Raw genomic sequence first — 24,431 nt, forward strand, 5'->3', positions numbered from 1 at the left:
TTTCGATCTCGATTCCCAACGGTCGAAGTGGAGCGCAAAGCGCCGTCCGCCGGGTCCAGCCGTCACGCAAAAACCCGGCGAGCTTGGGACGAAACAGCCGCATTGCCGGGTCAGCTTACCGTAAGCCGTCAGCTGATCCAACCTGTTCGCACAGGCGGCCGGAGACCTCACGCCGGCGTGGACGCCGCTGTGTAGGCGCCGTGCGCGGAGCGCATGACAGAGTGAGCGGAACCCGGGGCGGCGCGCGGTCCGGGCCCGGCGCCCCGCAGGAGGCGCCGTCAGGCAAGCGCTCGAGCTCGGCGCCCCAGGGCCGGGCCGCGCGAGCCAGAGCGAGGTGGAGCGCTGGTCAGGCCCAGCGCCAAGGTGAACAAGGGCGGTGCATCGCTGCGCTGACGCGCAGGAGTCCGCCGGGCTCCGCGCGGCGCGCGCGAGCCCGTTGGCCGCCCGGCGCGCCGCCTCCACCGAGCTCCGCCGCCTCCGCCGCGAGCCCGGGCCGGCGGCTCAATTGTGCCTCCAGCGGGTGAGCCGCTCCAGGAGCACGATGGACACCGCCACGCCGATCAGGAGGAGCGTTGAAATCGCGAACAGGTCGGTCCGCACGCCTCGCATCTGAGATTGGTAGACGTAGAGCGGGAGCGTGACCGAGCGCGGGCCGGACGTGAAGAAGCTGATCACGAAGTCGTTGAGCGACAGCGTGAACGCCAGCATGGCGCCCCCCACGATCGCCGGCCACAGGAGGGGGAGCGTGACCCTCCGGAAGTGGATCCACGGCGACGCATAGAGGTCCATCGCGGCCTCGCTCAGCGTCGGCCCGATGGCGACGAGCCGACTGCGGACGATGAGCGTCACGAACGCGATCTCGAACGTCACATGACCGATGATCATCGTCGTCATGCTGGGCTCGAACCAATGGTCCACCACGCGGCGGAGCACGTTGAACGCCATGACCAGCACCGCCGCGAACGTGATGTCGGGAGCGACCGCCGGGATGTCCACGATCGACTCGAGCACGCGACTCACGGAGCTCGGCCACGGAAAGTGCATCCCCAGGGCGAGCAGCGTCCCGAGGACCGTCGCGATGAGCGTGGAGGCGCCGCCGAGCATCAGGGTGTTCACGGCGACCTCGCGGATCTCCATGGCACGCCGGTTGGTCTCGGGATCGGCGAAGAGATCGAGGTACCAGCGAACCGAGAAGCCGGTCCAGAGCAGGCCCCGCTCCGCGGCGTTGAACGAGTAGACGGCGACCGCGAAGAGCGGCAGGTAGAGGAGCGCGAAGCCGAGGAAGGCGGCGATCGTCGTCAGCGCGCGCCAGAGGCCCCGGCCGAGCTTCACAGGATCTCCACGGAGCGCCCATTCCGGCGGTAAAGGGACACGCCGCCCAGCGTCAGAACGATGAGCACCAGGCTGAGCGCCGCGCCGTAAGGGATGTTCCTCCCCGGGCCGAACTGGTGCTGGATGAGGTTCCCTATCAGCCAGTGCTTCGCGCCGCCGAGCATGTCGCTCACCACGAAGACGCTCATCGCAGGGACGTACGTGAGGAGGACTGCGACGCTGAGGCCGGGGAGGGTCTGCGGCAGGATCGCCGCGAGGAAGATGCGCAGCCGCGACGCATAGAGGTCCTGCGCGGCCTCGACGAGCGACCAGTCGAGACGATCGATGCTCGTGTAGAGGGGGACCACGGCGAACGGGAGGGAGGCCGCGACGAGGCCGATCGTGACCGCCGTCCAGCTGGGATAGACGTCGCGGCCCGGGTCGATCCACCCGAGCCAGGCGGCGAGCTTGGCAGGCAGGAGCTGCGCCGACAGGAGGAGCTTCCAGCTGAACGTGCGGATCACGAGGTTCGTGCAGAGCGGGACGATGATGAGCGCGAGCCAGAAGAAGCGCCGGCGACGCGAGCCGCGCGCGATGAAGAAGGCCATCGGATAGGCGAGCATCACGGAGGCGGTCGTCACGACCAGCGCGAGGACGATGCTCCTGATGAGGATGCGCGCGTTCTCGCCGGACGCGGATCCGAAGATGCGCTCGAACGACTCGAACGACAGCTCCCAGAGCAGGGCGCCGTCCGCGTCGCGCTTGAGGAACGACACGACGAGGAGCGCCAAGCTCGGCAAGAGGAGGAACACGGACAGCCAGGAGACGCCGCCCGCGATGAGCAGCGACCCCCGCGCGAGGAGCCTGCGCCGCGTCGTGAGCTGGCCATACCAGACCGTCGGCTCAGTCACTGAGCACCTCGAGCCGCTCGGCGGGCAGGGCGAGCCAGACCGAGGAGCCGGGCTTGAGCCGCGAGCGGGGGCTGAGCTGCACGCGCAGCGGCCCGGGCTCGATGATGAGCTCCACGTGATCGCCGCGGTAGAAGCTCTCCTTCACCACGCCGCGCACGCCGTTCTCCGCCGGCTCGTTCTCGCAGAGCTCGATCCACTCGGGGTGGATCGCGAGCGTGCCGTACTCCCACTGAGGCTTGGTCTGCACCCTCAGCGCGCCCACCGTCGTGAAGACGAGCGTGGCGCCGACGCGCTGCGCGGAGATGAGGTTGGCCGCGCCGAAGAACTCGGCGGCGAAGCGGCTCTGCGGCCGCTCGTACACCTCGGCCGTCGCCCCCTGCTGCTCGATGCGGCCCTTGTTCATCAGCACGATGCGGTCCGAGACGGTCATCGCCTCGTCCTGATCGTGTGTGACGAGCACGAACGTCTTCCCGAGCGCGCGCTGGAGCCGGCGCAGGTCGAGCTGGACCTCGGCGCGCAGCTTCGCGTCGAGCGCCGACATCGGCTCGTCGAGCAGCAGCACCTCAGGCTCGTTGACGACCGCGCGCGCGAGCGCGACTCGCTGCTTCTGACCGCCCGAGATCTGGTGCGGATACCGCTCCGCGAGGTCATCGAGCTTCAGCATCGAGAGGCTCGAACGCACGCGCTCGCGCACCTCGGGATCAGGGAAGCTGCGCGACCTCAGGCCGAAGGCCACGTTCTCGAACACGGTCAGATGCGGGAACAGCGCGTAGTTCTGGAACACGGTGTTCACCGGCCTGCGGTTCGCCGGCAGGTGGTCAACCGCCCTGCCCGCGAGCAGGATCTGCCCCCGATCGGCGCGATCGAGCCCCGCGATGATGCGGAGCAGCGTCGTCTTGCCGCAGCCGGAAGGCCCGAGGAGCGTGACGAACTCGCCGGCCTCCGCCGTGAACGACACGTCGTTCAGTATCTGTGTCTTACCGAAGCTCTTGCTGACGTTCTCTACAACGAGGCTGCATCCCGGGTTGCGGTCGGCCGCGCTCTCGGTCAGGGGCGCCATGCTGCGCTGCCCCGACGACGAGAAGAAGTCTCTCAACCTCTGGATCACCCCAGCAAACCCTTTGCGCGTGGCGCTTTCCGAACCGCTTCCGAAGCCTCGGAGCGTACTACGCAGACCATGATGCCCTCCCGTTGTCAACTGGGCGCGCGCCGGGCTGACCGGCTGAGCGGCGCGCGCCCGGCCGGGCTCTTTTCGCTCGCAGGCGGCGTACGCTACCGCCCTTCCCCTGGGCGTGCCACCTTTCTGCCGATCCTGCTCGCGGTGCGCTCCAGCGCCGCGCAGGGCTCGCGCGTCGCTGGAGCGCGCCCAATGCGTTCGGAGCGCGCTTCCCGTGCGCGTCCGGGCGCGCTTCGCTGCGCGCTCCCCGCGCGTTCGCTGCGCGTTCCCCACGCGTTCGCCGCGTGTTCCCCACGCGCTCCCCACGCGCTGCTTGCCACCGCTCGGCGCCGGTGATTTCTTGGTCCCACGCATGGGCCTGAGGAACGCGAGACCCGAGTTTGGAGGCACGCGTCGCTTCCAGGTCGTTCGCGTCGTGGGCCGCGGCGGGATGGGGGTTGTCTACGAGGCCTTCGACCGCGAGCGGAAGGGGCGGGTCGCGCTCAAGATCCTCCGGAATCTGAGCGCCGACGCGCGCCTCCGGTTCAAGAACGAGTTCCGCGCGCTCCAGGACATCCAGCACCCGAACCTGGTCAGCCTCGGCGAGCTTCACGAGGAAGAAGGGCAGCTCTTCTTCACGATGGAGCTCATCCGCGGCGTCGACTTCGTGGTCCACGTGCGGGTCCACGAGGAGGGCGACGCCGGGCCGAGGGGCGAGCCCGCGGGCGTCGGGCGCCGCTCGACCCTGCCGTCGAGCCCCATGTGGTCTGCTGTGCAGGGCCCTGCCTCGGAGCCACAGCCCCGGATCAAGCGCCCCTTCCACGAGGCCCGCCTCCGGTCGGCCCTGGCGCAGCTCGCCCAGGGGCTCGCGGCGGTGCATGCGGCTTACAAGGTTCACCGCGATATCAAGCCTTCCAACGTCCTCGTCACCGCGGAAGAGCGGGTGGTCCTCCTCGACTTCGGCTTCGTCGCCGACGCGAGCGGCACAGGGCGCGAGCAGGCCGTCGTCGGAACGCTCCATTACATGGCGCCCGAGCAGGCCGAGGCCAAGGCGGCCGGGCCCGAGGCGGACATCTACAGTGTCGGGGTCATGCTTTACCTCGCGCTGACCGGCGTCTACCCGTTCCAGACGGCGCCCAAGGCGGCGCTCGACATGATGCGGCGAGCGGAGCCTCCGCCGCCGAGCCGGCTCGTCGAGGACATGCCCGCCGACATCGACGAGCTCTGCGTGGACATGCTCCGCATCGACCCGGCCGCCCGGCCGACGGCGCGCGACGTGCTGCGCCGGCTGCAGGTGCAGGAGCTCATCGAGGAGCCGCCCGTCCTCTCGCAGCGCATCGGCTTCGTCGGCAGGCGCAGCGAGCTCGCCGCGCTCGAGGGCGCGTTCGCGGAGGCGAAGCTCGGGCGCGCGGTCACGCGGTTCATCGAGGGCGAGTCGGGCGTCGGCAAGAGCGCGCTCCTGCGCCGGTTCCTGGAGCGCATCGACAAGGAGGCGCTCGTCCTCGCGGGGCGCTGCTACGAGCGCGAGGCGGTCCCCTACAAGGCGGTGGACGAGCTCATCGACGGGCTGAGCCGGCACCTCGTGCGCCGCCCCCCCGAGCAGGTCAAGGCGCTGCTGCCGCCCAACGCGGGCCTGCTCGGCACGGTGTTCCCGGTGTTCCGGACGGTCCCGGCGATCACGGAGGCGCGCGCTCGGCGCAAGGCGATCGACCCGCCCGAGATCCGCGCCCTCGTCTTCGCCGCGCTTCGGGAGCTGCTGGGCCGGCTCGCGGCCGAGCGGCCGCTCGTGCTCGCGATCGACGATCTCCAGTGGGCTGACGCCGACAGCGTCGCGCTGCTCTCGGAGGTGATGCGCCCGTGGACCGAGGCCGATCTCCACGCCGCGACCAGGCCCGGCTCGTTCGCCGGCCTCGATGGGCCCGTGTCCTCGGGCGCGCTGGTCGACCCCTCGCGCCCGCGCGCGATGATGCTCGTGGCGACGGTGCGGACCGCCTCGGAGACCGCGCCGCCCGTCTCGCGGCAGCTCGGGGTGCCGATCGACTCGCTCGGGCACATCATCGTCCACCGCCTGTCGCTCGCGGAGGCGCAGGAGCTCTGCGCGCTCCTCCTCCGGGGCGCCCAGGTCGGCCACCCGCTCAGCATCGAGGCGATCGCGCAGGAGGCCGGCGGCCACCCGCTGTTCATCGACGCGCTCCTGCGCCACCGGATGATGTCCCCGGACGCCGACGGCGGCCCGGTGCGCCTCGACGACGTCCTCTGGGCGCGGATCAGCCGGCTCGACCCGCGGGCGCGCCAGCTGCTCGAGCTCGTCGTGTGCGCCGGCGCGCCGGTGCTGACGTCGGTGGCCGCGCACGCCATGGCGGCGGATTTCGGGGAGCTCACGCGGGTGCTCTCGGCCCTGCGCGCGGCGAACCTCGTGCGGACCGGCGGCTCGGGTCAGGACGAGTTCCTCGAGCCGTTCCACAACCGCATCCGGGAGACGGTGGCGAGCCGGCTCGACGAGCAGGCGGCGCGCAGCTGGCACGGCCGGCTCGCGCTGGCGCTGGAGGCCTCGGGGCGCGCGGAGCTCGAGGCGCTGGCCGAGCACTGGCGCGCTGCCGGGGACCCCGAGCGCGCCGCCGGCTACGCCGTGCGCGCCGGCGAGCACGCCGAGGCCGCGTTCGCGTTCGACCACGCGGCGCGCCTCTACCGCATGGCGATCGACCTCCACCTGCCTGGCGCGGCGGAGCGGCGGGTCGTGCTCGCCAAGCTCGGCGACGCCCTGAGCAGCGCGGGGCGCGGCGCCAAGGCAGCGGAGGCCTACATGGCCGCGAGCGACGGCGCCCCCGAGTCCGAGGCGATCGATCTCGGCCGCCGGGCCGCGGAGAACCTGCTCCGCGCCGGCTACGTCGACGCCGGGATGGCGGGCCTGCGCTCGGTGCTCGGCGCGGTCGGCATGCAGGTGCCGAAGACGCCGGAGCTCGCGGTCGCGTCGCTGATGCTGCGGCGCGCGCAGGTGCGCCTGCGCGGGCTCAACTTCGTCGAGCGCCCCGCCGACGAGGTCTCGCCCGAGGACCTCATGCGCATCGACGTCTGCTGGTCGGCGGCGATGGGGCTCGCCATCGTCGATCCCACGCGCGGCGCCGACTTCCAGGCGCGCAACCTCCTCCTGTCGCTCAAGGCGGGCGAGCCGTACCGCGTGACGCGCGCGCTCGCCTTCGAGGCGACCTACCTCGCGATCGACGGCGGCCCGTCCGCGTCCCGCGTCGCCGACCTGCTCTCGACGGCGAGCGCGATCGCGGCGCGCATCGGCAGGCCTCACGCGCTCGGCCTCGTCGGCTTCGTCGGCGGCGTCACCGCGACGCTGTTCGGCCGCTGGCAGCAGGGCGTGGCCGATCTCGACCGGGCGGACACCATCTTTCGCGAGCGCTGCACCGGCGTCACGTGGGAGCGGAGCTGGGCGCACACCTTCTCGGTCTGGGCGCTCTGGTACGGCGGCGAGACGCGCGAGTTCATGCGCCGGGTCCCGATGTACCTGCAGGCGGCCGACGAGCGCGGCGATCGCTACCTCGCCACGAGCCTGCGCTCCTCGCAGAGCAACGCCTACTGGCTCGTCGGCGACGACCCCGACTCCGCGCTGCGCCAGGCGCAGGACGCCATCCGGAGCTGGTCCAAGGCGGGCTTCCAGCTGCAGAGCTACTTCGATCTCGTCGCCCGCGCGCACATCGGCCTGTACCGGGGCGAGGGCGAGGCGACGTACCGCCTCTTCGCGGAGCAGCGGGCGGGCCTCGAGAGCTCGCTCGTCCTGCGCATCCAGGCCGTGCGCATCATCATCACCCACCTCCGGGCCTGCGCCGCGCTGGCCGCCGCCGCCGCGTCCACGCCGGCCGACGCGGAGCCGCTGTACGAGGAGGCGACGCGCGCCGCCCGCAAGATCGACGCGGAGCACATGCCCTGGGCCGACCCGCTCGCGGCCGCGGTGCGCGCGGCGATCGCCGCGGCCCGCGGCGAGGGAGAGGCGGCCGTCCAGCAGCTCGCCGACGCGGTGCGCGGCTTCGAGGCCGCCGGCATGGCCCTCTACGCCGCGGCGGCGCGGCGCCGCCACGGCGAGCTGCTGAAGGGCGACGAGGGCCGCGCCGCCGTCGAGGCGGCGAACGGCTGGATGCACGAGCAGGGCATCGTGAGCCCGGACCGCATGACCGCGATGCTCCTCCCTGGCTTCTAGCGGGCTCACCCGCTTCGGATACGGGCCCATCTCGGCGTTTTCGGTGCTCAGCGTACAAGAGTCTCAGGATCCTACACATCTCGCTTGATGTGTGCTGAGCGACGTGATCAAAGCTGCGGATGGGTTCACCTGCAGCAGAGCACGCAGCGGCGCTCGCCGAGGAGATGAGCGACGCGCACTTCGGCGATGCGCGGCTTTCGAAGCGCCAGAGCAAGCTGGTGCAGAAGCTGGCGCAGGCGCCGGACAAGAGCTTCCCCTCGCTGCTGTCCGACAGCGAGCTGGAGGCGGCGTACCGTTTCTTCGGCAACGACGCCGTCACGCCCGCGGCGATTCTGGCTCCGCATGTGCGCGCCACCCTCGCGCGCATGGAGGCCGAGCCGGTCGTGCTCGCCATCCATGACACCACGACCCTGTCCTTCCGCTCGGACGGCCAGCGGCAGGGGCTCGGACGGCTGCGCTCCTCGGGGCAGACGTTCTTCGCCCACTTCACGCTGGCGGTCAGCGGCGATGGAACGCGCCGCCCGCTCGGCGTGCTCGATCTGAGCACGCACGTGCGCGACGACGGCAGGACGGACAACGAGCACGACCGCTGGGGAGAGCAGGTGGAGCGAGTCGCGGCCTTGGGCGCTACTGCGCACGACGTGGTGCACGTCATGGACCGCGAAGGCGACGACTACGGCCTGTTCGCGCAGCTTTTGAGCGCAGGGCATCGGTTCGTGATTCGGCTCGCGCACAATCGCCTCGTCGAGGCTGACGCCCTCGGAGAGCAGGCCAAGCTCGAGCAGGCGCTCGCGCATGTTCAAGCGGTGGCCGTACGCGAGGTAGAGCTTTCGCCGCGGCCGGCGGGCAATCGCAGCCCTCAACAGAAACGGCTGCATCCTCCGCGCGCAGGACGCTTGGCCAAGCTCGCCCTTGGAAGCACGCGCGTGACCCTGCGGCGACCGAGATCCCAGCCGCGCGAGCTGCCTGCGACGCTGTCGCTGTGGGTCGTACGCGTCTGGGAGATCGAGCCGCCGCCGGGCGAAGCGCCGGTCGAGTGGGTGCTGCTCACGAGCGAGCCGGTCGAGTCCGTCGAGCAGCTGACGCAGCTGGTCGACTGGTACCGGGCGCGCTGGATGGTGGAGGAGTTCTTCAAGGCCCTGAAGACCGGATGCGCCTACGAGAAGCGCCAGATCGAGGACCTGCACGGCTTGCGCAACGTGCTGGCGCTCTTCGCGCCCATCGCCTGGCAGCTATTGCTGCTGCGCAGCGAGGCTCGGCGCGCTCCGGAGCAGCCCGCGACCGCCGTGCTCACGCCCACCCAGATCGAGGTGCTGCGGGTCTTCGCGCGCAAGCCCCTGCCCGAGAACGCCACGGCCCGCGATGCCTTCCTGGCAATCGCCGGGCTCGGCGGACACCTCCGGCGAAACGGCGAGCCCGGCTGGCAGACCTTGGGCCGTGGCTACGAGCAACTCCTCACCCTCGTCCAAGGCTGGAGCGCCGCGAGGGAGGTGGGGAAAATATGATCAATCCTGAGACAAGAGTACGCTTCCGCGCCGAAAACACCGAGCTGGACCCGTCTCCTGTGCGGGTGAGCTCCGGCGACGGTAGGGGGAAGGGGAAAGGGAAGGGGAGGGGGGCCGGCGGGCGCGTCTCAGGGCTTCACGCGCAGGACGGCCGTGCCCTTCGCCTTGCCGTAGAGCTGCTTGATCTCGATCTTGTACTCGCCGGGGGACGACGCGCTGAACTCGACGGGGGAGGCGCTCTGCGGCTTGCCGGTGGGCAGATCGCGCAGCACGCGCTCGATGATGATCTTCCCGGACGGGGAGCGGATCTTGATGTTGAACGGCGGGGTCGCCTCGTCGTAGGCACGGAACACGAGGCGCACGCTGTCTCCGACCGAGACCGGGGTGGTCTGGCTGATCGTCTCGATGTCGCCTTCGTTCTCAACGGTATCGGCCACGCGTCGCTCATCCCGTGAGGTGCCTCACTGCGGTCCCTCGGCGCTCATTGTAGTCGCGTCTGGCGGAGATTCGCGAATTTGGAGCGCGCGGCCGGCTGGCGCCGCCCGCCGCAGGAGGCCGACCGCGGGCCGCCTCCTCCGGGGAGCTCAGGCCTTCGACCATCGCAGGCGCGGCTGGCGCGCGGCGCGGGCCTCGTCGAGGCGGCCGACCACCGTGCCGTGGGGCGCTTGCTTCACGACCTCCGGCGTCTCCTGCGCCTCCTTGAGGATGCTGAGCATCGCGGCCACGAACTCGTCGAGGGTCTCGCGGGTCTCCGTCTCCGTCGGCTCGATCATCAGGGCGCCGGGCACGACCAGCGGGAAGTAGACCGTGGGCGCGTGAAAGCCGTAGTCGAGCAGCCGCTTGGCGACGTCGAGCGTCTTGACCCCGGTCTCCTTCTCCAGCTGGCTGTCGGAGAGCACCACCTCGTGCATGCACGGCTGCGGCACCGGCGCGAGGTAGTGGTCCTTCAGCTTGGCCCACAGGTAGCGCGCGTTGAGCACGGCGAGGCTGCTCGCCGCCGTGAGGCCGTCGCCGCCCATCTCGCGGATGTACGTGTACGCCCGGATGAACATCCCGAAGTTGCCCGTGAAGGCCCGGAGCCGCCCGACGCTCTGGGGCCGGTCGCGGTCCCACGCGAAGGCGTCGCCGCGCCGCACGAGGACAGGCGAGGGCTGGAACGGCTCCAGGTGCTTCTTGAAGCAGACCGGCCCGGAGCCGGGGCCGCCGCCGCCGTGCGGGGTCGTGAACGTCTTGTGCAGGTTGATGTGGATGACGTCCATGCCGACGTCGCCCGGGCGCGCGTGCCCCATGATCGCGTTCGTGTTCGCGCCGTCCCCGTACACGAGCCCGCCCTTGTCGTGGATGAGCTTGATGATCGCCGGCAGGTGCGTCTCGTAGGCCCCGAGGGTGTTCGGGTTCGTGATCATCAGCCCGCAGACGTCGCCGTCCGACCCCTCGCGCTCGATCGCGGCGAGGACCTGCTCGGGGTGGGTGATGCCGTCGGCGGTCTTCTCGATCCGGACGGCCACGAGCCCGTTGAGCGCGCAGCTCGCCGGGTTCGTGCCGTGGGCGCTCTCCGGGATGAACACCTTCCTCGGCGAGCGCCCCTTCGACTCGTGGAACGCCCGCATCATCATCAGCCCGGCGAGCTCGCCCTGCGCGCCCGCGGAGGGCTGCAGCGAGCAGCCGTCCATCCCGCTGACCTCGCAGAGCGCCTCCTGCAGGCGCCACATCACCTCGAGCGAGCCCTGGCTGAGCTCGTCGGGCGTCATCGGGTGCAGCTTCGCGAATCCGGGGATGCGCGCGGCCCACTCGTTGATCTTCGGGTTGTACTTCATCGTGCACGACCCGAGCGGGTACATCTGCCCGTCGATGCAGAAGTTCCACTGCGAGAGCCGGATGAAGTGCCGGAAGGCCTCCGGCTCGCTCACCTCCGGCAGGCCGGCTGGCTCCTTGCGGGCGAGCGCGCCGTAGTGGGCGGCGGGCTCGACCTCGGGCACGTCGAGCGGGGGGAGCGACGCGCCGGTCCTGCCCGGCGTGCCACGCTCGAAGATGGGGGGTTCGCGGAACTGAATGCCTCGAGGCTGCGGTTGGGTCATCGGGGGCTGTTATGTCAGAGGCCGGGGGGCTCGGCAGGTGCTTCGTCAGAGGGAGCGGCGGGCGGCTCGGGCGCTCCTTCCTCCTGGTTCGCGCTGTCCCAGTCGCCGCCGCCCATGTCAGAGGCGCCGGAGCCCCCGATCGACTTCAGATCCGGGAGCATGTTGCGCTGCTTGACCGCTTCCCAGGGCTCGCCGACCTCGTCCTTGTTGCGGCCGATCTCGCCCGCCAGCCGGTCGTCGACGTTCTCGCCCTCCGGCCGCGTGTACTTGAAGTACCCCCGGCCTTCCTTGGTCGCGCTCTGCCCGATCGCGCCGATGGTGTGCTCGGTCCACGTGAATTTGATGAGGTCGCCTGTCACCGTCCCGTGCAGCACGCCCCAGCGATCCTTGACCGGACGGATCCAGCGCCCCTCGATGGCGTCGTTGTCCTGCACGAGGTGCAGGTAGCCGTAGAGCTCGCTGTAATAGACCCCCGTCCAGTCGCCGCCTTCGGGCATGTCACCGGCTTGCACCTTGGCCGTCTTGGGCGCGGGATTCGAGCTGCAGCCAAGCGCCGTCGTCCCCATCAGGAGGGCACATGCGGCGCCAGCAATCCAAAGCCGTCGCGATACGTTCATGGCGGCGGAGCCTAGCACAGCACCTACCCGCACCCATACCCCCGCCATGCGTCTCCGACGTCGCGCGGGGGCGCGAGCGGAGGTGGGGAACGGGGGTGGGGCGCGTGCGCGCTACGTCACGAACGTGTACTTGCCTCCCTCCTGCAATGAGGTGTGCCACCTGCGCGCCAGAAGGAGGAGCGTAACGTACCGTTCGGCGTGTGCGCGACTGCGTCAATTTTCCGCTTCCACCTCCTTGTAGGGCCCGGAGCGCTGGTAAGCTCCCTGGCATGATGAACTCCCTTGTCTCCAACCGAGGTTTTGTAATTCCCGGTAGAATCGCTCTCTTCACCAGCGTCCTCGCCCTCGCGGCCTGCGAAGGGCAGCTCGGCAACCTCGACGGCACCTCTCCCACCACCGGCAGCGGCAGCGGCAGCGGCAGCGGCAGTGGCTCCTCTGGCTCCGGTGGCTACCGCCCCCCCGTCGGTGGGGGCTCCAAGCCGCTGCCGGCCGCCGCGTCGTGCGCTCCGGCGTCGAGCGGCTCCTCCGACGTCGCGGAGCCCCAGCTCCTCCTCCAGCTGTCCGACGACGACGAGAGCGCGTGGCTCGGGTCGCCGGTGGTCGCCGATCTCGACGGCGACGGCGAGCAGGAGATCCTGGTGACGCACAACGGCAACGTCGTCGTCTGGGGCCCCGACGGCGAGCAGAAGTGGCGGTACGACGAGTCGCGTCAGAACGGCCGCATCTGGGCGAGCCCGATCGTCGCGGACTTCCGCGGCGACGGGCAGCTCGAGGTGGTCTTCGCGGCGCGCACCACGATCTACATGCTCGACGCGAGCGGCCAGCTGGTGAGCGGCTGGCCCGTCACCTGGAACGACGAGATCCGCTCTCTCGCCGCGGGCGACATCGACGGCGACGGTCAGCTCGACGTCGTCGCCGCGAGCACCGACAGGTCCCCCGACTACTCCGACATCCTGATGGCCTTCCACGCGAGCGGGTCGGCGGTCGCCGGCTTCCCGCCGATCGAGAGCCAGACGATCGGCTGCGACGCGCGCCGCAGCGACGACGCCGAGTGCTGGATCGTGGGCGCCTACGACCAGAACCTGGCCATCGGTGATCTCGACGGCGATGGATCGCAGGACATCGTCTCGCCGATGGATAACTCCTATGCCGGGTTCTACCACGGCACGGGAGAGGCCTTCGACGCGAATCCCATGTTCGAGGGCCGCCCGAAGACGCCGGGCGTGCGGTACATGCACGATCTCGAGCTCGCGCAGCAGGGCTTCGGCGACAGCAGCGACCTGCAGGCCTATTTCAAGAACTCGGCCCCTGCGATCGCGGACCTCGACGGCGACGGCACGCCGGAGATCATCATGCTCGCGGCGGCCGAGGACGTCGCCATGAATGACCAGTCCCAGGGCGTCGGCCTGTGGGCGGTCCGCAACGACGCGAGCCGCATCGAGGGGTGGGAGAGCCCGTTCTACGCGCCGGACTACCTGTCCGGCGGCGAGGATTTCGACGGCAACATCGTGGCCATGACGCAGCAGGTGACCGTGGCCGATCTCGACGCGACGCACGCCGGGCCCGAGATGATCTTCGCGGGCCTGGACGGGCGGATCCACGCGGTCTACGCCGACAAGACCGAGTTCTGGGACGTCACCTACACGGACGACACGCAGGTGCTCACGGGCGGCGTCGTGGTCGGGGATCTGTCGGGCGACGGCATCCCCGAGGTCGTGTTCAACACCTACTCGACCGAGGAGGACAGGAGCCACCTCTTCGTCCTCGACGCTGGCGGCACGATCCTCCACAAGATCGCGCTGCCGCGGCTCGGCGCGATGCCGGTGCCGACGCTCGCCGACGTGAACGGCGACGGGACGATCGAGATCGTCGTGTCGCTCCGCGAGATCGGGTGGGACGGGGCGGACCCGGAGCCGAACACGTACGTGTACACGGTGCCGGGATCGGCGACGAACTGCCTGCTCTGGCCGACCGCGCGCGGCAACTACTACAGAAACGGCTGGGTCCGCGCGGCGGACTGACACGCTCCGAGGACCGTTCGCGCGCCGGCGCTGAAGCTGAAGAGGGAGCGCCGGCGCGGGGAGGGCCGATCGCCGCGGCGGTCGGCCCTTCGCCGCCCTGGCCCCGCCGTCGCGGGTGTCCTCCTGGGAGAGGTCGGCGCGGCCCTCAGGCCGCGAGCGCCTCGCGGCAGGCCGCGATCGTCCGCTCGATGTCCTCTTCCGAGTGCGCGCCGCTCAGGAACGCCGCCTCGTACTGCGACGGAGGCCAGTAGACTCCTCGCGCGAGCATCGCCGCGTGGAAGGCGCTGAAGCGCTTCGTGTCGGACGTGGCGGCGTCGGCCCAGGAGCGGACCGGGCCCTTCGTGAAGAACAGCGTGATCATCGAGCCGACCCGCTGGACGCACGCGGCCGCGCCGGCGCCCTCGGCGGCGGCCCGGAGGCCCGCCTCGAGGGAAGCGCCGAGCTTCTCGAGCCGCTCGTAGAGCGCGGGCGTGAGGCGATCGAGCGTCGCGAGCCCCGCCGTGACCGCGAGCGGGTTGCCGCTGAGCGTGCCCGCCTGGTACACGGGGCCGAGCGGCGAGACGACGCGCATCACGTCGGCGCGGCCGCCGTAGGCCGCGAGGGGCATGCCGCCGCCGACGATCTTGCCGAGCGTCGTCAGATCCGGCCGGAGGCCGAAGCGCTCCTGCGCGCCGCCGCGGGCGAGGCGGCAGCCGGTCATCACCTCGTCGAAGATCGAGAGCGCGCCGTGCTTGCGGCAGAGGTCGATGACGAGGGCGAGGAACCCGGGCTCGGGCGGGACGCAGCCCATGTTGCCGACCACGGGCTCGAGGATGACCGCGGCGATGTCGCCGCCGCGCGCGGCGAAGGCGGCCTCGAGGGCGGCCGGGTCGTTGTAGGGCAAGGACAGCGTGGTGCGGGCGATGCTCTCGGGGACGCCGGCGGAGTCGGGGGCGCCGAAGGTGGCGAGCCCGCTGCCCGCCTTGACGAGCAGGTGATCGGCGTGGCCGTGGTAGCAGCCCTCGAACTTGATGATGGCGTCGCGGCGCGTGAAGCCGCGCGCGACGCGGATGGCGCTCATCGTGGCCTCGGTGCCGCTCGAGACGCAGCGCAGCATGTCGATGCTCGGGTAGAGCTCGCGGATCTTCTCGGCGAAGCGGACCTCGAGCTCGGTCGGCGCGCCGAACGAGAGGCCGCCGAGCGCTGCCTCGCGGACGGCCTCGATGACGGCGGGGTCCGCGTGGCCGAGGATGGCCGGCCCCCAGGAGCCGACGTAGTCGATGTACTCGGCCCCGTCGGCGTCGAACAGCCGCGCGCCCTTGGCGCGCGCGATGAACAGGGGGTCGCCGCCGACGGCGCGGAAGGCGCGCACGGGGCTGTTCACGCCGCCCGGCAGGACGGCGGCGGCGCGATCGAACAGGGCTTTGGAGGCGGGGGCCCGGTCCGCGCGGGCGGGCGGAGCGCTTGTCGCGTTCGTCATCGTGCTCCGGCCATAGCAGGGGCGAGGCGAGGGAGCGACGCGGATCGCGGGCGAGGGGAAGCAGAGAAAGGCGCGCGCGGGGCGTCGCGGGCGTCGCGGACGCCGGGATCGAGGCGTCGCGGGCGCGGGCGCGCCACACGAGCCTTTCCGGCGCGGTCGCGCTTGGCTATGGTGATCGTCTGGAGAGAGGGGCCGCGACCCGCGGCCGGGCTGCTCCTGGGGACCGCGGGCGCGGCTCCCCGAGCACCAGCATCTGGTGAGCCATGCGGATCTCCGAGGACCCCGCTCCGGGGCAGCGTCTCGGGCGATATGAGCTTCTGCGCCTCATCGGCGAAGGCGGGATGGCGCAGGTCTGGGCCGCGCGCATGGAGGGCTCCCGCGGCTTTCACAAGGTGGTCGCGCTGAAGACGCTCATCCCGGCGCTCGCGCGTGATCCGCAGTTCCAGCGCATGTTCCTCGACGAGGCGAACCTCGCCTCCAAGATCCACCACCGCAACGTGGTCGAGATCCTCGACCTCGGCGACACGGACGGCGTGCTCTTCCTCGTGATGGAGTGGATCGACGGGCAGACGATGCAGCAGCTGCTCCGGCCGGGCCTCCGTCCGATGCCGCTCTCCCCGGCGATCGCCTCGCGCATCGTGGCCGACGCGGCGCACGGGCTGCACGCGGCGCACGACCTCCACGACGACCGGGGGGAGCCGCTCGGCATCGTGCACCGCGACGTCTGCCCGCAGAACATCCTCATCGATCGCGACGGCACGGTGAAGGTGGCCGATTTCGGGATCGTGAAGGCGTTCGAGCGCCTGGGCGACACGACGCAGACGGGCGAGATCAAGGGCAAGGGCGAGTACATGTCGCCGGAGCAGGCGCAGGGCCAGCCGGTCGATCGCCGCTCGGACATCTTCTCGCTCGGCGTGGTGCTCTTCGAGGCGGTGACGGGCGCGCTCCCGTTCCAGGTGCTGCACGACCTCGTGCTGCCGCAGACCGGGGTGCCGGAGCCGCCGCGGCCCACGCTGATCGCGCCGCATTGCCCGCGTGATCTGGAGGAGATCATCGTGAAGGCGCTCGCGCGCGATCCGCGGCAGCGCTTCCAGACGGCGGGCGAGATGGCGAGCGCGCTGGAGGACTTCCTCATGCGCAGGTCGGGCGTGGTGACGCCTGCGCACGTGGCGGAGCTCCTCCTGGAGCGCTGCGGGGAGAGCATGGAGGAGGAGCGGCAGCGCATCGCGGCCGCCGTCGCCCCGCAGCAGCGCGCGGGGTGGCGGCCGAAGCCGGGCGCGACGCTGAGCGCGGGGCCGCCCTCCGAAGGCCGGCGGAGCGTGCGGTCGGAGCCGCGGCGGGGGCTCGGCGGGCTGATGCGCGCCGGCGGCGACGCGCTGCGCCCGGTGGCGCTGCCGTGGCTCGTGGCCTCGGTGTCCACGGGCGTCGCGGTGGCGTCGCTCATGTTCGTCGCGCTGAGCCGGCCGAGGGATCAGCGGTCGCTCGTGGATCCGATCGCGGTGCAGATCGAGCCGAGCGCCGCGGTCGTGCGGCTGAACGGCGTTGTGCTCGGCGTGGGCAGCCAGGTCATCGCGCGGCCGATGCCGGGGGTGTCGCTCTCGGTCGACGTGCGATCGAGCGACGGCGTCTCGCAGACGGTCGAGATCACGTCGGAGTCCCCCGCGCGGATCCAGCTGAACCTGGCGCGCAAGGGCGAGGCCGGGACCGCGGCGCCGCCGAGCAGCAAGGGCGCGCCGGCGCCGAGATAGCGCGGGAGGGGGGACGCGCGCAGGCCGCTCGGGCGACCTCGGGTCACCTCGCGGCGCTGTCGGCGTCGCTGCGCAGGAGCCCGTAAATCGCGGTGTCGGTGTACCGCCCGTTGTAATACCAGTTCTCGCGGAGCAGCCCGTCCCGCACGAAGCCGAGTCGCTCCAGAACGCGCATGCTGGCGCGGTTCTCGGGATCGATGTGCGCTTCGATGCGGTGGAGGTCCATCACGTCGAATCCGAAGGGGAGCATGGCGCGCAGCGCCTCGGTCATGATGCCCCGGTTCCAGAGCGCGGGCAGCAGCTCGTAGCCGATCTCCGCCCAGCGATGGGGCTTGTGCCAGCGCCAGAAACCCGTGGTCCCGATGAGCTCTCCGCTCTCGTGGAGGGTGATGCCCCAGCGGATGGATGTGGCGTCGCGGATCTCGGCGAGGATGGAAGCGATGCGCTGCTCCGCGTCGGCCAGCGAGCTGTCGGGCGCGCGGCCGAAGTAGCGCGTCACCTCCGGGTCGGAGTGGATGCGGAGGATGGTCGCGGCGTCGGCGGGCTCGATCGCGCGGAGGCGGAGGCGCGGCGTCATCAGGACGGGGAACGGATCGAACGACACCATCGGGCGAGGGGATGGGCGGAGGTCCGGCGGACGTCAAGCGTCGGACACGGCGCTGGCCACCGCCGTCCGGGGCGGCGTTCGACTGGAGCGGTGCTCGCCTGGAGCGGCCTGCGATCCCGATCCTCGCCGTGCGTCCCTCGCTGTGCGTCGTGGGCGTCGCGCGCTGCGGGAGGGCGAGCGCTGCGCGTGCTGGAGGCTGGAGGACGCGCGCCGTCCGAGCTGGCGCGCGCGAGAGGGCGGGCGACGCAGCGGGCTTGACGGCGCGGCGACCTCGTCCGAGATCCGCGGAGGAGGACACGGCGCATGGCTCCGCTCGAGGATCGGCAACCGGAGCAGCTCGCCGCGATCGACGAGGCGGAGAGCGCTGCCCGCGGCGGGCGCGGCGCGGGCTCTGGGGCACCGGGGCACCGCGTGCGCTTTGCGCTCGGGATCTCCGAGCTGCCCGGCGAGCGCGCGGTGGTCGTGCTTCACGAGGACACGATCCTGCGCTGGCGGCCCACGCCGAAGCGGCCGGACGGCGCGCTCTCGCGGCTCTCCGAGGTGGCCGTAGGCGCTGCGATCGCGGTCGAACACGGCGGCATCTGGGATGAGGGGCTTGTCCTCGGCCGCGTGGTGCGCCCGGCGCGCGAGGGGGGCTTTCAGGTCGACGGCGACGTGGAGCGCTATCCATCCATCGCCGACGCCGAGCACGCGCACGGCCCGCTCGAGGCGGGCGAGCCGCAAGCGCCGCCGGCGAGGACCGGCGAGCCGGCGTTCGAGCTGGGCGAGCCGATCGGGCGCGACGCGCGCGGGATCGGGCGCAGGGCGAGGAGGTAGCCGCCGCGCCGGCGCGATGCCGGCGCAGCAGCGCTGCGAACAGTCTTCGCGCCGCGTTCTCCTAGCCCCGAACGTGAACGTGGTCGTGGTCGTGGTCGTTCACGGCCTACCGTTGACGACCACTGACGATCTCGACCACGTTCACGTTCGTGAGTGATGGTGGGGGCTTCGGGCCCTGAGCGCGACCGAACGACGTTGGTCAACGCGGCTGTCGGGAGCGTCCGGATCAGGCGATGCCGACCGGCGGATCGACGGTGACGGCTTCGGGCTTCACGGGGCTGGCGTCCGGCTTCTTCTCGGTCCGAGGGGGCGTCGGTGTGGCGCGCGTCGCCGTGTACAGGTTGGGGAATCGGCCCTCGGGATCGTCGTAGTAGAAGAGGAAGCGGCCGACGCGGACGGCCTCGTCGTAATGGCGGAAGAGCAGCTTGGCGGCGCGCGCCTGGTAGCCCTTCCAGAGCGTCTGCTCGGGCGTCGCCGTGGCGCCGAGCAGGCGGAGGATCTGCGCCGCGAGCGCGGCCGCGTCCTGCTCGTCCTCGCTGCGGAAGTTCCGCTTGTCGTCCTGGATGGCCTCGCGGTGCTTCCGGTACATCTCGGCGGCGCCGGACAGATCGTTGGGAGTGAGCGCGGCTTCGAACGAGGTGGTGCGGGACGTCGGGGGAAGCGGGCGGGGCTTGGCCGGAGGTGGCGCGGGACGTCGGGGGAAGCGGGCGGGGCTTGGCCGGAGGTGGCGCGGGACGTCGGGGGAAGTGGGCGGGGCTTGGCCGGAGGTGGCGCGGGACGTTGGCGGAAGTGGGCGGAGCTTCGCCGGTGCCGACGATGCCGCTGTTGCGGTGGAGAGTCGGAGCGAGCCGAGACCCGGGCAAGCCGACAGGCAGGACCAGACCACGCAGAAGGCGACAATCGCGCGGATGGCATGGGACAGCCGAGATAACCTCGGCTGAGCGGGAACCCATCAGCGATCGACCGGCGCTGCGCTAGGGCCGATGGGCTGCGTTATGGGCGGCAGCTGGGATCGGGGATATCCCACTCGCCCCACATGCGGTCGGTGGTGATGCAGCGGTCCGGCACTCTGCCGTGAAGGCCTGGCGTGCGCCAGCACGCGTCCTCCCAGGACTGGCCCGACGGGATACCATGCAGGACCGAGGAGAACTGCCTGGCATTGGCTGCCCGGCAACCATCGTCCTTGAAACGACCCCAGTATGGCCTCGCGGCGAGGGCAGTGCTCGCTGCGAGAACCGACACGACGACGACCAACACGGGGTGGTAATGCGGGTTGGGACGGTGAGACATTTTCCCCTCTCGGCCAGCCGCGGGATCACCTGCCGACGTCCGCTGTAAACCCGGGATCGAGGCGGGGACCGGCGAACTCGGCGTCGCTCGCAACATGGGGCAGGCAGACGCCTCCGCAAGGCGATGCTGCGGTGGAACACCGCCTCTGGATCGGCTTCCTCAGACTCCCGCGCTTCCGCTCGCTACAGGCTTCGATGCGTCCCAGCTGCCTGCGGATGAACCCAAGGGGCGTACTTCGCCACCCTGCTCCGAAAAGCCATGATCTCGCCGCTCGATTCCGGACTGTGCGAGGGACGAGCGCGCTGAGCGGCGCGATCGAAAGCGGCCGTATCATTGGTGCCGAGCGCCATCAATTCCCGCGTACGGCCGGCGCTCGCCGCAACGACGTGATGGACGTGAGCCGTCCGTCCCCGTCGACGACAGGTCCGGCGAGGGGCGATGTCCAGGCGCGAACCGCCCAGCTCGGCTGACGATCGTTCGCATCGCGACAGAGGGTCTCGTCACCGGGCCAGCGTCGCACCGGATCGCGCCAGCGTGCGTCCGCCCCCCGCGGCGCGCTGCCTCGTCATCGACGCTCAGCTCCCGCGACGCCGCGAGCCCGCCGATCCGGTCTCGCGCGCCCCTCTGCTACCCTGCCGCGAATGGAACGCCACCGCTCGCTCCGCATGACCCTCCTCCTCGCCGCTGGCGCCGCCGGCTGCTCCAACGCGAAGAGCCCCGAGATCGCGGTCGTCACGCTCGGCGAGCCGCAGGCGGCCACGCCCCGCGACGCCGGCGTCCCGGACGAACAAGCCGCGCCCGCGCCTCGGCCGCCGCGCGGCGTGGGCTGGGTAGAGGAGCGGGACGGCACCGTGCACCGCGCGACGCGGGTCCGGTGCGACGCGACCATCGACCAGCGCGCGTGCAGCGGCACCGAGCGAACGTTCCAGTGCAGGACGGACGCCGATTGCAAGGAGGGACCCCGCGGAAAATGCGTGAGCTCGTTCGGGCAGATAGGCGCGTATTGCGGCTGCGAGTACTCCTGCGAGAGCGACGCGGAGTGCGGCGCGTCCGAGGCCTGCGTGTGCAAGGGGACGGGCGCCCTCCGAGAGCAGCACTCGGTCTGCGCAAAGGCCCTCTGCTCGGTCGACGCCGATTGCCCCGGCAGCACCTGCGGCCTGTCGGCGTACTTCAACGGCTGCTGGGAGCAGGTGACGCTCGCCTGCCGCACCAAGGAAGATACCTGCCTGCGCGACGCGGACTGCCGATCTTCTGACGAGAACCGCGGCGCCGCCTGCGTCGTCACCGACCCGGAGGGAGAGCGCGTGCGCTGGGAGTGCGCCGGCATCTCTTGCGCCATCGGCCGCCCGTTCGTCGTCGACGGCCAGCCGCGCGCCGCGCAGGGCGCCGCCCGCGACGACTGGCGCGCTCCCGCCGAGCTCGACGTCGCGTCCCTCTCGCCCGAGGTGCGTGAGCTCGCCGCGGCGCACTACGCCGCCGTGGCCGCGCTCGAGCACGCGTCCATCGCGAGCTTCGCCCGCTTCTCCCTCCAGCTCCTCGCGCTCGGCGCGCCGGCCGCCCTCGTCGGCGAGGCGCACCGCGCCGCGCTCGACGAGGTGGAGCACGCGCGCCTCGCCTACGGCGTCGCCTCCCGCCTCGCCGGCCGGGCCATCGGCCCCGGGCCGCTGCTCGAGGCGGCAACGGCGCCGCTCGGCGCCAGCGTCGCCGAGGTGGTGGAGGCGCTCGTCGAGGAGGGCTGCGTGGGCGAGGCGCTGGGCGCGGCGGAGGGCCGTGAGATCGCGCAGCGCGCGGGGGATCCGGCGCTCGCGGCCACGCTCGCGCGCATCGCCGCCGACGAGGAGCGGCACGCGGCGCTCTCGTGGAGGGCGCTCTCGTGGATGCTCGCGACGTTCGGCGAGCCGGCGCGCTCCGCGGCGGAGCGGGCGTTCTCCCGCGCCGCCGCCCGCTACGCCGTCGACCCGGCCCCCGGGCCCGCCGTGCACGAGACGCTCGGCCTGCTCCCGGCGCGCGCGCTCGGGGCGCTGCGCCGCGAGGTGCTCGCCGAGGTCATCGCGCCGTGCCGCGCCGCCTTACCGGGGCTGTCGTGCGACAGCATTGCCGCGCAACCGTCGAGTCCGCCACAGGCATCCTCCTGAGCGGACTGATGAGGCAGATTCGCCCACTCCCGTGGCAACTTGCCACAGCGGGGAGGGGGGCAGTCGCGTGGATTCGGGAGAAAACGGTGCACCCGTGCCGTGCACCGGATCTTGCACGGGGCCGGCACTCGAATCCACGTGAGGAGGTCTTTACCCATGGTTGCATCGCGCAACGCTTTCGTCCTGACGATCGGTCTCGCTGTTGGCGTCGGTTGCTCCAACACGCCCCCGGCGAGCAGCCCGAGCACGAACGAAGCACCACCGCAGCCGGCCCCGACCGCGGCCCCGCCGCTCCCGGAGGCGGCCCCTCCCGCGACGCCGCCGGCTCCGCCGCCCGGCACCGAGCCGCAGCCGGGGACGGCCACGACGCCGAGCGCCCCGGAAGAGGCCCCGCTGACCGACGAGCAGATCCTCGCCGTGCTCGACGCCTCGAACAAGAAGGAGATCGACGAGGCCCAGCTCGCGCAGACGAAGGCCAAGAGCAAGGACGTGAAGGCCTATGCCAAGGTCATCGCCCAGCACCACACCGAGGCCAAGGCGAAGCAGGCCAAGCTGGTCAAGAAGCTCGGTATCACGGCGGCGGACTCGGACAAGAGCAAGCAGCTCACCGAAGAGACGCAAAGCGCGCTCGAGCAGCTGAAGGCGCTGCAAGGGGCCGATTTCGATCAGCAGTTCGTGGCCACCATGATCAAGGACCACCAGAACACGCTCGATTTCCTCGACAGGAAGGCGCTGCCGAACGCGAAGAACGCCGATCTGAAGGCGATGGTCGAGAAGGACCTCCGGCCGACGATCGAGAAGCACCTGAAGGACGCGGAGGCGCTCTCGCAGAAGCTCGGCCCGGCGGGCGCGCAGCCGCCGGCGCCTGGCACGAAGGAGACAGCGCCCCCGCCGAAGTAATCGGCCGTAGGCGAAGCACGGAAGAGGGAGACGCTCGGCGGCGCGTCGTTACAGTCGATGCGTCCCCGAGCGGGGCTCACCCGCACAGGAGACGGGTCCAGATCGGCGTTTTCGGCGCGCAGGCGTACTCACGTACGCCGAGCACCGAAAACGTCGAGATGGGCCCGTATCCGAAGCGGGTGAGCCCCGCTCCTCAGCTGAGAGAGACCCAGACCGACTTCAGCTGTGTCAGCTCGTCCAGCACCGCGCGGCCGTTCTCCCGCCCGAAGCCGGACTGTTTGGTTCCGCCATACGGGCTCGCCGCGTCGAAGCGGTTGTACGTGTTGATCCAGACCGTGCCCGCCGAGAGGCGCGCGGCCAGCGCGTGTGCCTTGCCGACGTCGCGCGTCCAGATGCCCGCCGCGAGGCCGAACTCGGTCGCGTTCGCGACGCGCGCGGCCTCCTCCACGTCGTCGAAGGGGAGGACCGCCAGCACGGGGCCGAAGATCTCCTCACGGGCGAGGCTCATCGACGGGGAGACCGCCGAGAACACCGTCGGCTCGACGAAGAACCCCGGGCCCTCGCGGCGCCCGCCGGTCTCGCGGCGCGCCCCCTCGGCCGCGCCACGGTCGATGTAGCCGAGCACCTTCGTGAAGTGCGCCTCCGAGACGAGGGGGCCCATCTGCGTCGACGGATCGAGCGGATCGCCAGGGACCATCCGGCGCGCGCCGCTCGTGACCACCTCCAGCACGCGGTCGTGCACCGCCCGCTCCACGAGGAGCCGGCTCCCCGCCGTGCAGAGCTCGCCCTGGTTGTAGAAGATGGCCGTCACCGCCGCCTTCGCGGCGCTCTCCACGTCCGCGTCCGCGAAGACGATGTTGGGGCTCTTGCCGCCCAGCTCCAGCGACAGCTTCTTCAGCGTGCCCGCCGCCGCGCGCATGATCGTCCTGCCCGTCTCCGTGCCGCCCGTGAACGAGATCTTCGCGACGCCCGGGTGCTCGACGAGCGCAGCCCCCGCCTCCTCGCCGTGCCCCGTGACGACGTTGACGACGCCCGGCGGCACCCCCGCCTCCGCGAGGATGCGCGCCAGCTCCAGCGTCGTGAGGCTCGCCTCCTCCGGCGGCTTGATGACCACCACGTTGCCCACCGCGAGCGCGGGCGCCACCTTCCGCGCCGCGAGCAAGAGCGGGAAGTTCCAGGGGATGATCGCGCCGATGACGCCGAGCGGCTCGCGCACGGTGTAGTTCAGGAACGGACCCCGCACCGGGATCGTCTCGCCGCCGAGCTTCGTCGCCCACCCGGAGAAGTAGAAGAACGTGTCCGCCGTGCGCGGCACGTCGATCGTCCGCGCGGCCGTGATCGGCTTGCCCGTGTCGAGCGCCTCGAGCCGCGCCAGCTCCTCGCACCGCGCGAGGATCAGCTCCCCCGCCTTCCACAGGATGCGCGCGCGCTCGTTCGGATCCATCGCCGCCCAGCGCGGAAACGCCGCGCGCGCGGACGCCACGGCGGCGTCCACGTCCTCGCGGCGGCCGCGGGCGAGCCGCGCGAGCGCCCCGCCCGTCGCGGGGTTCGCGGTCTCGAACGTCTCGCCGGAGAGCGCCTCCCGCTCGGCGTTGTCGATCCAAAGCCTCTTCACCGTCTCGCGCGTGTCACCCATGCCCCCGTCGTAAACCCGCGCACCCGGGCGCGGCAAG

The 24,431-nt window shown here is 71.5% G+C and carries 17 protein-coding genes; 7 read left to right on the forward strand and 10 right to left on the reverse strand.

Features of this window, described 5'->3' with window-relative positions; translation table 11 throughout:
• Positions 1 to 501 precede the first annotated feature (501 nt).
• Genes WME82_RS49635 through WME82_RS49645 form a run of 3 tightly spaced genes read right to left on the reverse strand, consistent with a single transcriptional unit; the run spans position 502 to position 3,330 of the window.
• The gene (locus WME82_RS49635) at positions 502 to 1,332 is read right to left on the reverse strand and encodes an ABC transporter permease (protein WP_438041040.1); all 831 of its coding nucleotides are present in this window, start codon (positions 1,330 to 1,332) and stop codon (positions 502 to 504) included.
• The gene (locus WME82_RS49640; protein WP_012241768.1) at positions 1,329 to 2,222 is read right to left on the reverse strand and encodes an ABC transporter permease; all 894 of its coding nucleotides are present in this window, start codon (positions 2,220 to 2,222) and stop codon (positions 1,329 to 1,331) included. Before WME82_RS49640 ends, WME82_RS49635 begins: the two co-directional genes overlap by 4 nt.
• The gene (locus WME82_RS49645) at positions 2,215 to 3,330 is read right to left on the reverse strand and encodes an ABC transporter ATP-binding protein (RefSeq protein WP_437743381.1); all 1,116 of its coding nucleotides are present in this window, start codon (positions 3,328 to 3,330) and stop codon (positions 2,215 to 2,217) included. The genes WME82_RS49640 and WME82_RS49645 overlap by 8 nt, the downstream gene beginning before the upstream one ends.
• Before the next feature lie 421 nt (positions 3,331 to 3,751).
• Between WME82_RS49645 and WME82_RS49650 the strand changes: the two genes are divergently transcribed.
• Together WME82_RS49650 and WME82_RS49655 are read left to right on the forward strand one after the other, a co-directional pair.
• A complete protein-coding gene (locus WME82_RS49650) occupies positions 3,752 to 7,582 on the forward strand; it encodes a serine/threonine-protein kinase (protein WP_438041041.1) in 3,831 nt (1,276 codons plus the stop codon).
• A gap of 119 nt (positions 7,583 to 7,701) precedes the next feature.
• Positions 7,702 to 9,087 (forward strand): IS4 family transposase, encoded by a 1,386-nt coding sequence (locus WME82_RS49655; RefSeq protein ID WP_438037969.1) that lies wholly within the window; start codon positions 7,702 to 7,704, stop codon positions 9,085 to 9,087.
• Between the two features lie 128 nt (positions 9,088 to 9,215).
• Here the strand turns inward: WME82_RS49655 and WME82_RS49660 are convergent, their stop codons facing one another.
• From WME82_RS49660 to WME82_RS49670, 3 genes are all read right to left on the reverse strand, one after another.
• Complete coding sequence (locus tag WME82_RS49660) at positions 9,216 to 9,524, reverse strand: hypothetical protein (RefSeq protein WP_437743383.1); 309 nt, start codon at positions 9,522 to 9,524, stop codon at positions 9,216 to 9,218.
• Positions 9,525 to 9,671: 147 nt separating this feature from the next.
• Positions 9,672 to 11,165, reverse strand: a complete 1,494-nt coding sequence (gene gcvPB, locus WME82_RS49665; RefSeq protein ID WP_012241772.1) for an aminomethyl-transferring glycine dehydrogenase subunit GcvPB — start codon at positions 11,163 to 11,165, stop codon at positions 9,672 to 9,674.
• A 14-nt stretch (positions 11,166 to 11,179) separates the two neighbouring features.
• The gene (locus WME82_RS49670) at positions 11,180 to 11,677 is read right to left on the reverse strand and encodes a hypothetical protein (RefSeq protein ID WP_438041042.1); all 498 of its coding nucleotides are present in this window, start codon (positions 11,675 to 11,677) and stop codon (positions 11,180 to 11,182) included.
• 374 nt (positions 11,678 to 12,051) lie between these two features.
• Here WME82_RS49670 and WME82_RS49675 point away from each other — a divergent pair, with 374 nt between their 5' ends.
• A complete protein-coding gene (locus WME82_RS49675) occupies positions 12,052 to 13,803 on the forward strand; it encodes an FG-GAP repeat domain-containing protein (RefSeq protein WP_438041043.1) in 1,752 nt (583 codons plus the stop codon).
• A gap of 145 nt (positions 13,804 to 13,948) precedes the next feature.
• Here WME82_RS49675 and hemL read toward each other — a convergent pair whose 3' ends face one another.
• Positions 13,949 to 15,262 (reverse strand): glutamate-1-semialdehyde 2,1-aminomutase, encoded by a 1,314-nt coding sequence (gene hemL, locus WME82_RS49680; RefSeq protein WP_438041044.1) that lies wholly within the window; start codon positions 15,260 to 15,262, stop codon positions 13,949 to 13,951.
• 263 nt (positions 15,263 to 15,525) lie between these two features.
• Here hemL and WME82_RS49685 point away from each other — a divergent pair, with 263 nt between their 5' ends.
• Positions 15,526 to 17,010, forward strand: coding sequence for a serine/threonine-protein kinase (locus WME82_RS49685; protein ID WP_438041045.1), 1,485 nt, complete (start codon positions 15,526 to 15,528; stop codon positions 17,008 to 17,010).
• Between the two features lie 43 nt (positions 17,011 to 17,053).
• On the opposite strand, the gene WME82_RS49690 is transcribed toward WME82_RS49685, so the two are convergent.
• Complete coding sequence (locus WME82_RS49690) at positions 17,054 to 17,617, reverse strand: GNAT family N-acetyltransferase (RefSeq protein WP_438041046.1); 564 nt, start codon at positions 17,615 to 17,617, stop codon at positions 17,054 to 17,056.
• A 303-nt stretch (positions 17,618 to 17,920) separates the two neighbouring features.
• Here WME82_RS49690 and WME82_RS49695 point away from each other — a divergent pair, with 303 nt between their 5' ends.
• Positions 17,921 to 18,433, forward strand: a complete 513-nt coding sequence (locus tag WME82_RS49695; protein WP_437857456.1) for a hypothetical protein — start codon at positions 17,921 to 17,923, stop codon at positions 18,431 to 18,433.
• 226 nt (positions 18,434 to 18,659) lie between these two features.
• Here the strand turns inward: WME82_RS49695 and WME82_RS49700 are convergent, their stop codons facing one another.
• On the reverse strand, positions 18,660 to 19,022 hold the full coding sequence (locus tag WME82_RS49700; RefSeq protein ID WP_438041047.1) for a hypothetical protein: 363 nt from the start codon (positions 19,020 to 19,022) through the stop codon (positions 18,660 to 18,662).
• A 1,342-nt stretch (positions 19,023 to 20,364) separates the two neighbouring features.
• On the opposite strand from WME82_RS49700, the gene WME82_RS49705 reads away from it, so the two are divergent.
• Complete coding sequence (locus tag WME82_RS49705; protein WP_438041048.1) at positions 20,365 to 21,858, forward strand: ferritin-like domain-containing protein; 1,494 nt, start codon at positions 20,365 to 20,367, stop codon at positions 21,856 to 21,858.
• A 156-nt stretch (positions 21,859 to 22,014) separates the two neighbouring features.
• A complete protein-coding gene (locus WME82_RS49710) occupies positions 22,015 to 22,758 on the forward strand; it encodes a DUF4142 domain-containing protein (RefSeq protein ID WP_438041049.1) in 744 nt (247 codons plus the stop codon).
• Positions 22,759 to 22,951: 193 nt separating this feature from the next.
• Here WME82_RS49710 and WME82_RS49715 read toward each other — a convergent pair whose 3' ends face one another.
• Positions 22,952 to 24,394 (reverse strand): aldehyde dehydrogenase family protein, encoded by a 1,443-nt coding sequence (locus tag WME82_RS49715; protein ID WP_438041050.1) that lies wholly within the window; start codon positions 24,392 to 24,394, stop codon positions 22,952 to 22,954.
• Positions 24,395 to 24,431: the final 37 nt, after the last annotated feature.

The sequence above is a fragment of the Sorangium sp. So ce128 genome, assembly GCF_051525245.1.
In the GTDB taxonomy this organism is placed as follows: Bacteria; Myxococcota_A; Polyangia; order Polyangiales; family Polyangiaceae; genus Sorangium; species Sorangium cellulosum_B.

Bases quoted from the DNA above. Each gene is read 5' to 3' on its own strand.
- WME82_RS49650 (WP_438041041.1), top strand. From the start codon at position 3,752: ATGGGCCTGAGGAACGCGAGACCCGAGTTTGGAGGCACGCGTCGCTTC.
- WME82_RS49655 (WP_438037969.1), top strand. From the start codon at position 7,702: ATGGGTTCACCTGCAGCAGAGCACGCAGCGGCGCTCGCCGAGGAGATG.
- gcvPB (WP_012241772.1), bottom strand. From the start codon at position 11,165: ATGACCCAACCGCAGCCTCGAGGCATTCAGTTCCGCGAACCCCCCATC.
- WME82_RS49675 (WP_438041043.1), top strand. From the start codon at position 12,052: ATGATGAACTCCCTTGTCTCCAACCGAGGTTTTGTAATTCCCGGTAGA.
- hemL (WP_438041044.1), bottom strand. From the start codon at position 15,262: ATGACGAACGCGACAAGCGCTCCGCCCGCCCGCGCGGACCGGGCCCCC.
- WME82_RS49685 (WP_438041045.1), top strand. From the start codon at position 15,526: ATGCGGATCTCCGAGGACCCCGCTCCGGGGCAGCGTCTCGGGCGATAT.
- WME82_RS49690 (WP_438041046.1), bottom strand. From the start codon at position 17,617: ATGGTGTCGTTCGATCCGTTCCCCGTCCTGATGACGCCGCGCCTCCGC.
- WME82_RS49695 (WP_437857456.1), top strand. From the start codon at position 17,921: ATGGCTCCGCTCGAGGATCGGCAACCGGAGCAGCTCGCCGCGATCGAC.
- WME82_RS49700 (WP_438041047.1), bottom strand. From the start codon at position 19,022: ATGTACCGGAAGCACCGCGAGGCCATCCAGGACGACAAGCGGAACTTC.
- WME82_RS49705 (WP_438041048.1), top strand. From the start codon at position 20,365: ATGGAACGCCACCGCTCGCTCCGCATGACCCTCCTCCTCGCCGCTGGC.
- WME82_RS49710 (WP_438041049.1), top strand. From the start codon at position 22,015: ATGGTTGCATCGCGCAACGCTTTCGTCCTGACGATCGGTCTCGCTGTT.
- WME82_RS49715 (WP_438041050.1), bottom strand. From the start codon at position 24,394: ATGGGTGACACGCGCGAGACGGTGAAGAGGCTTTGGATCGACAACGCC.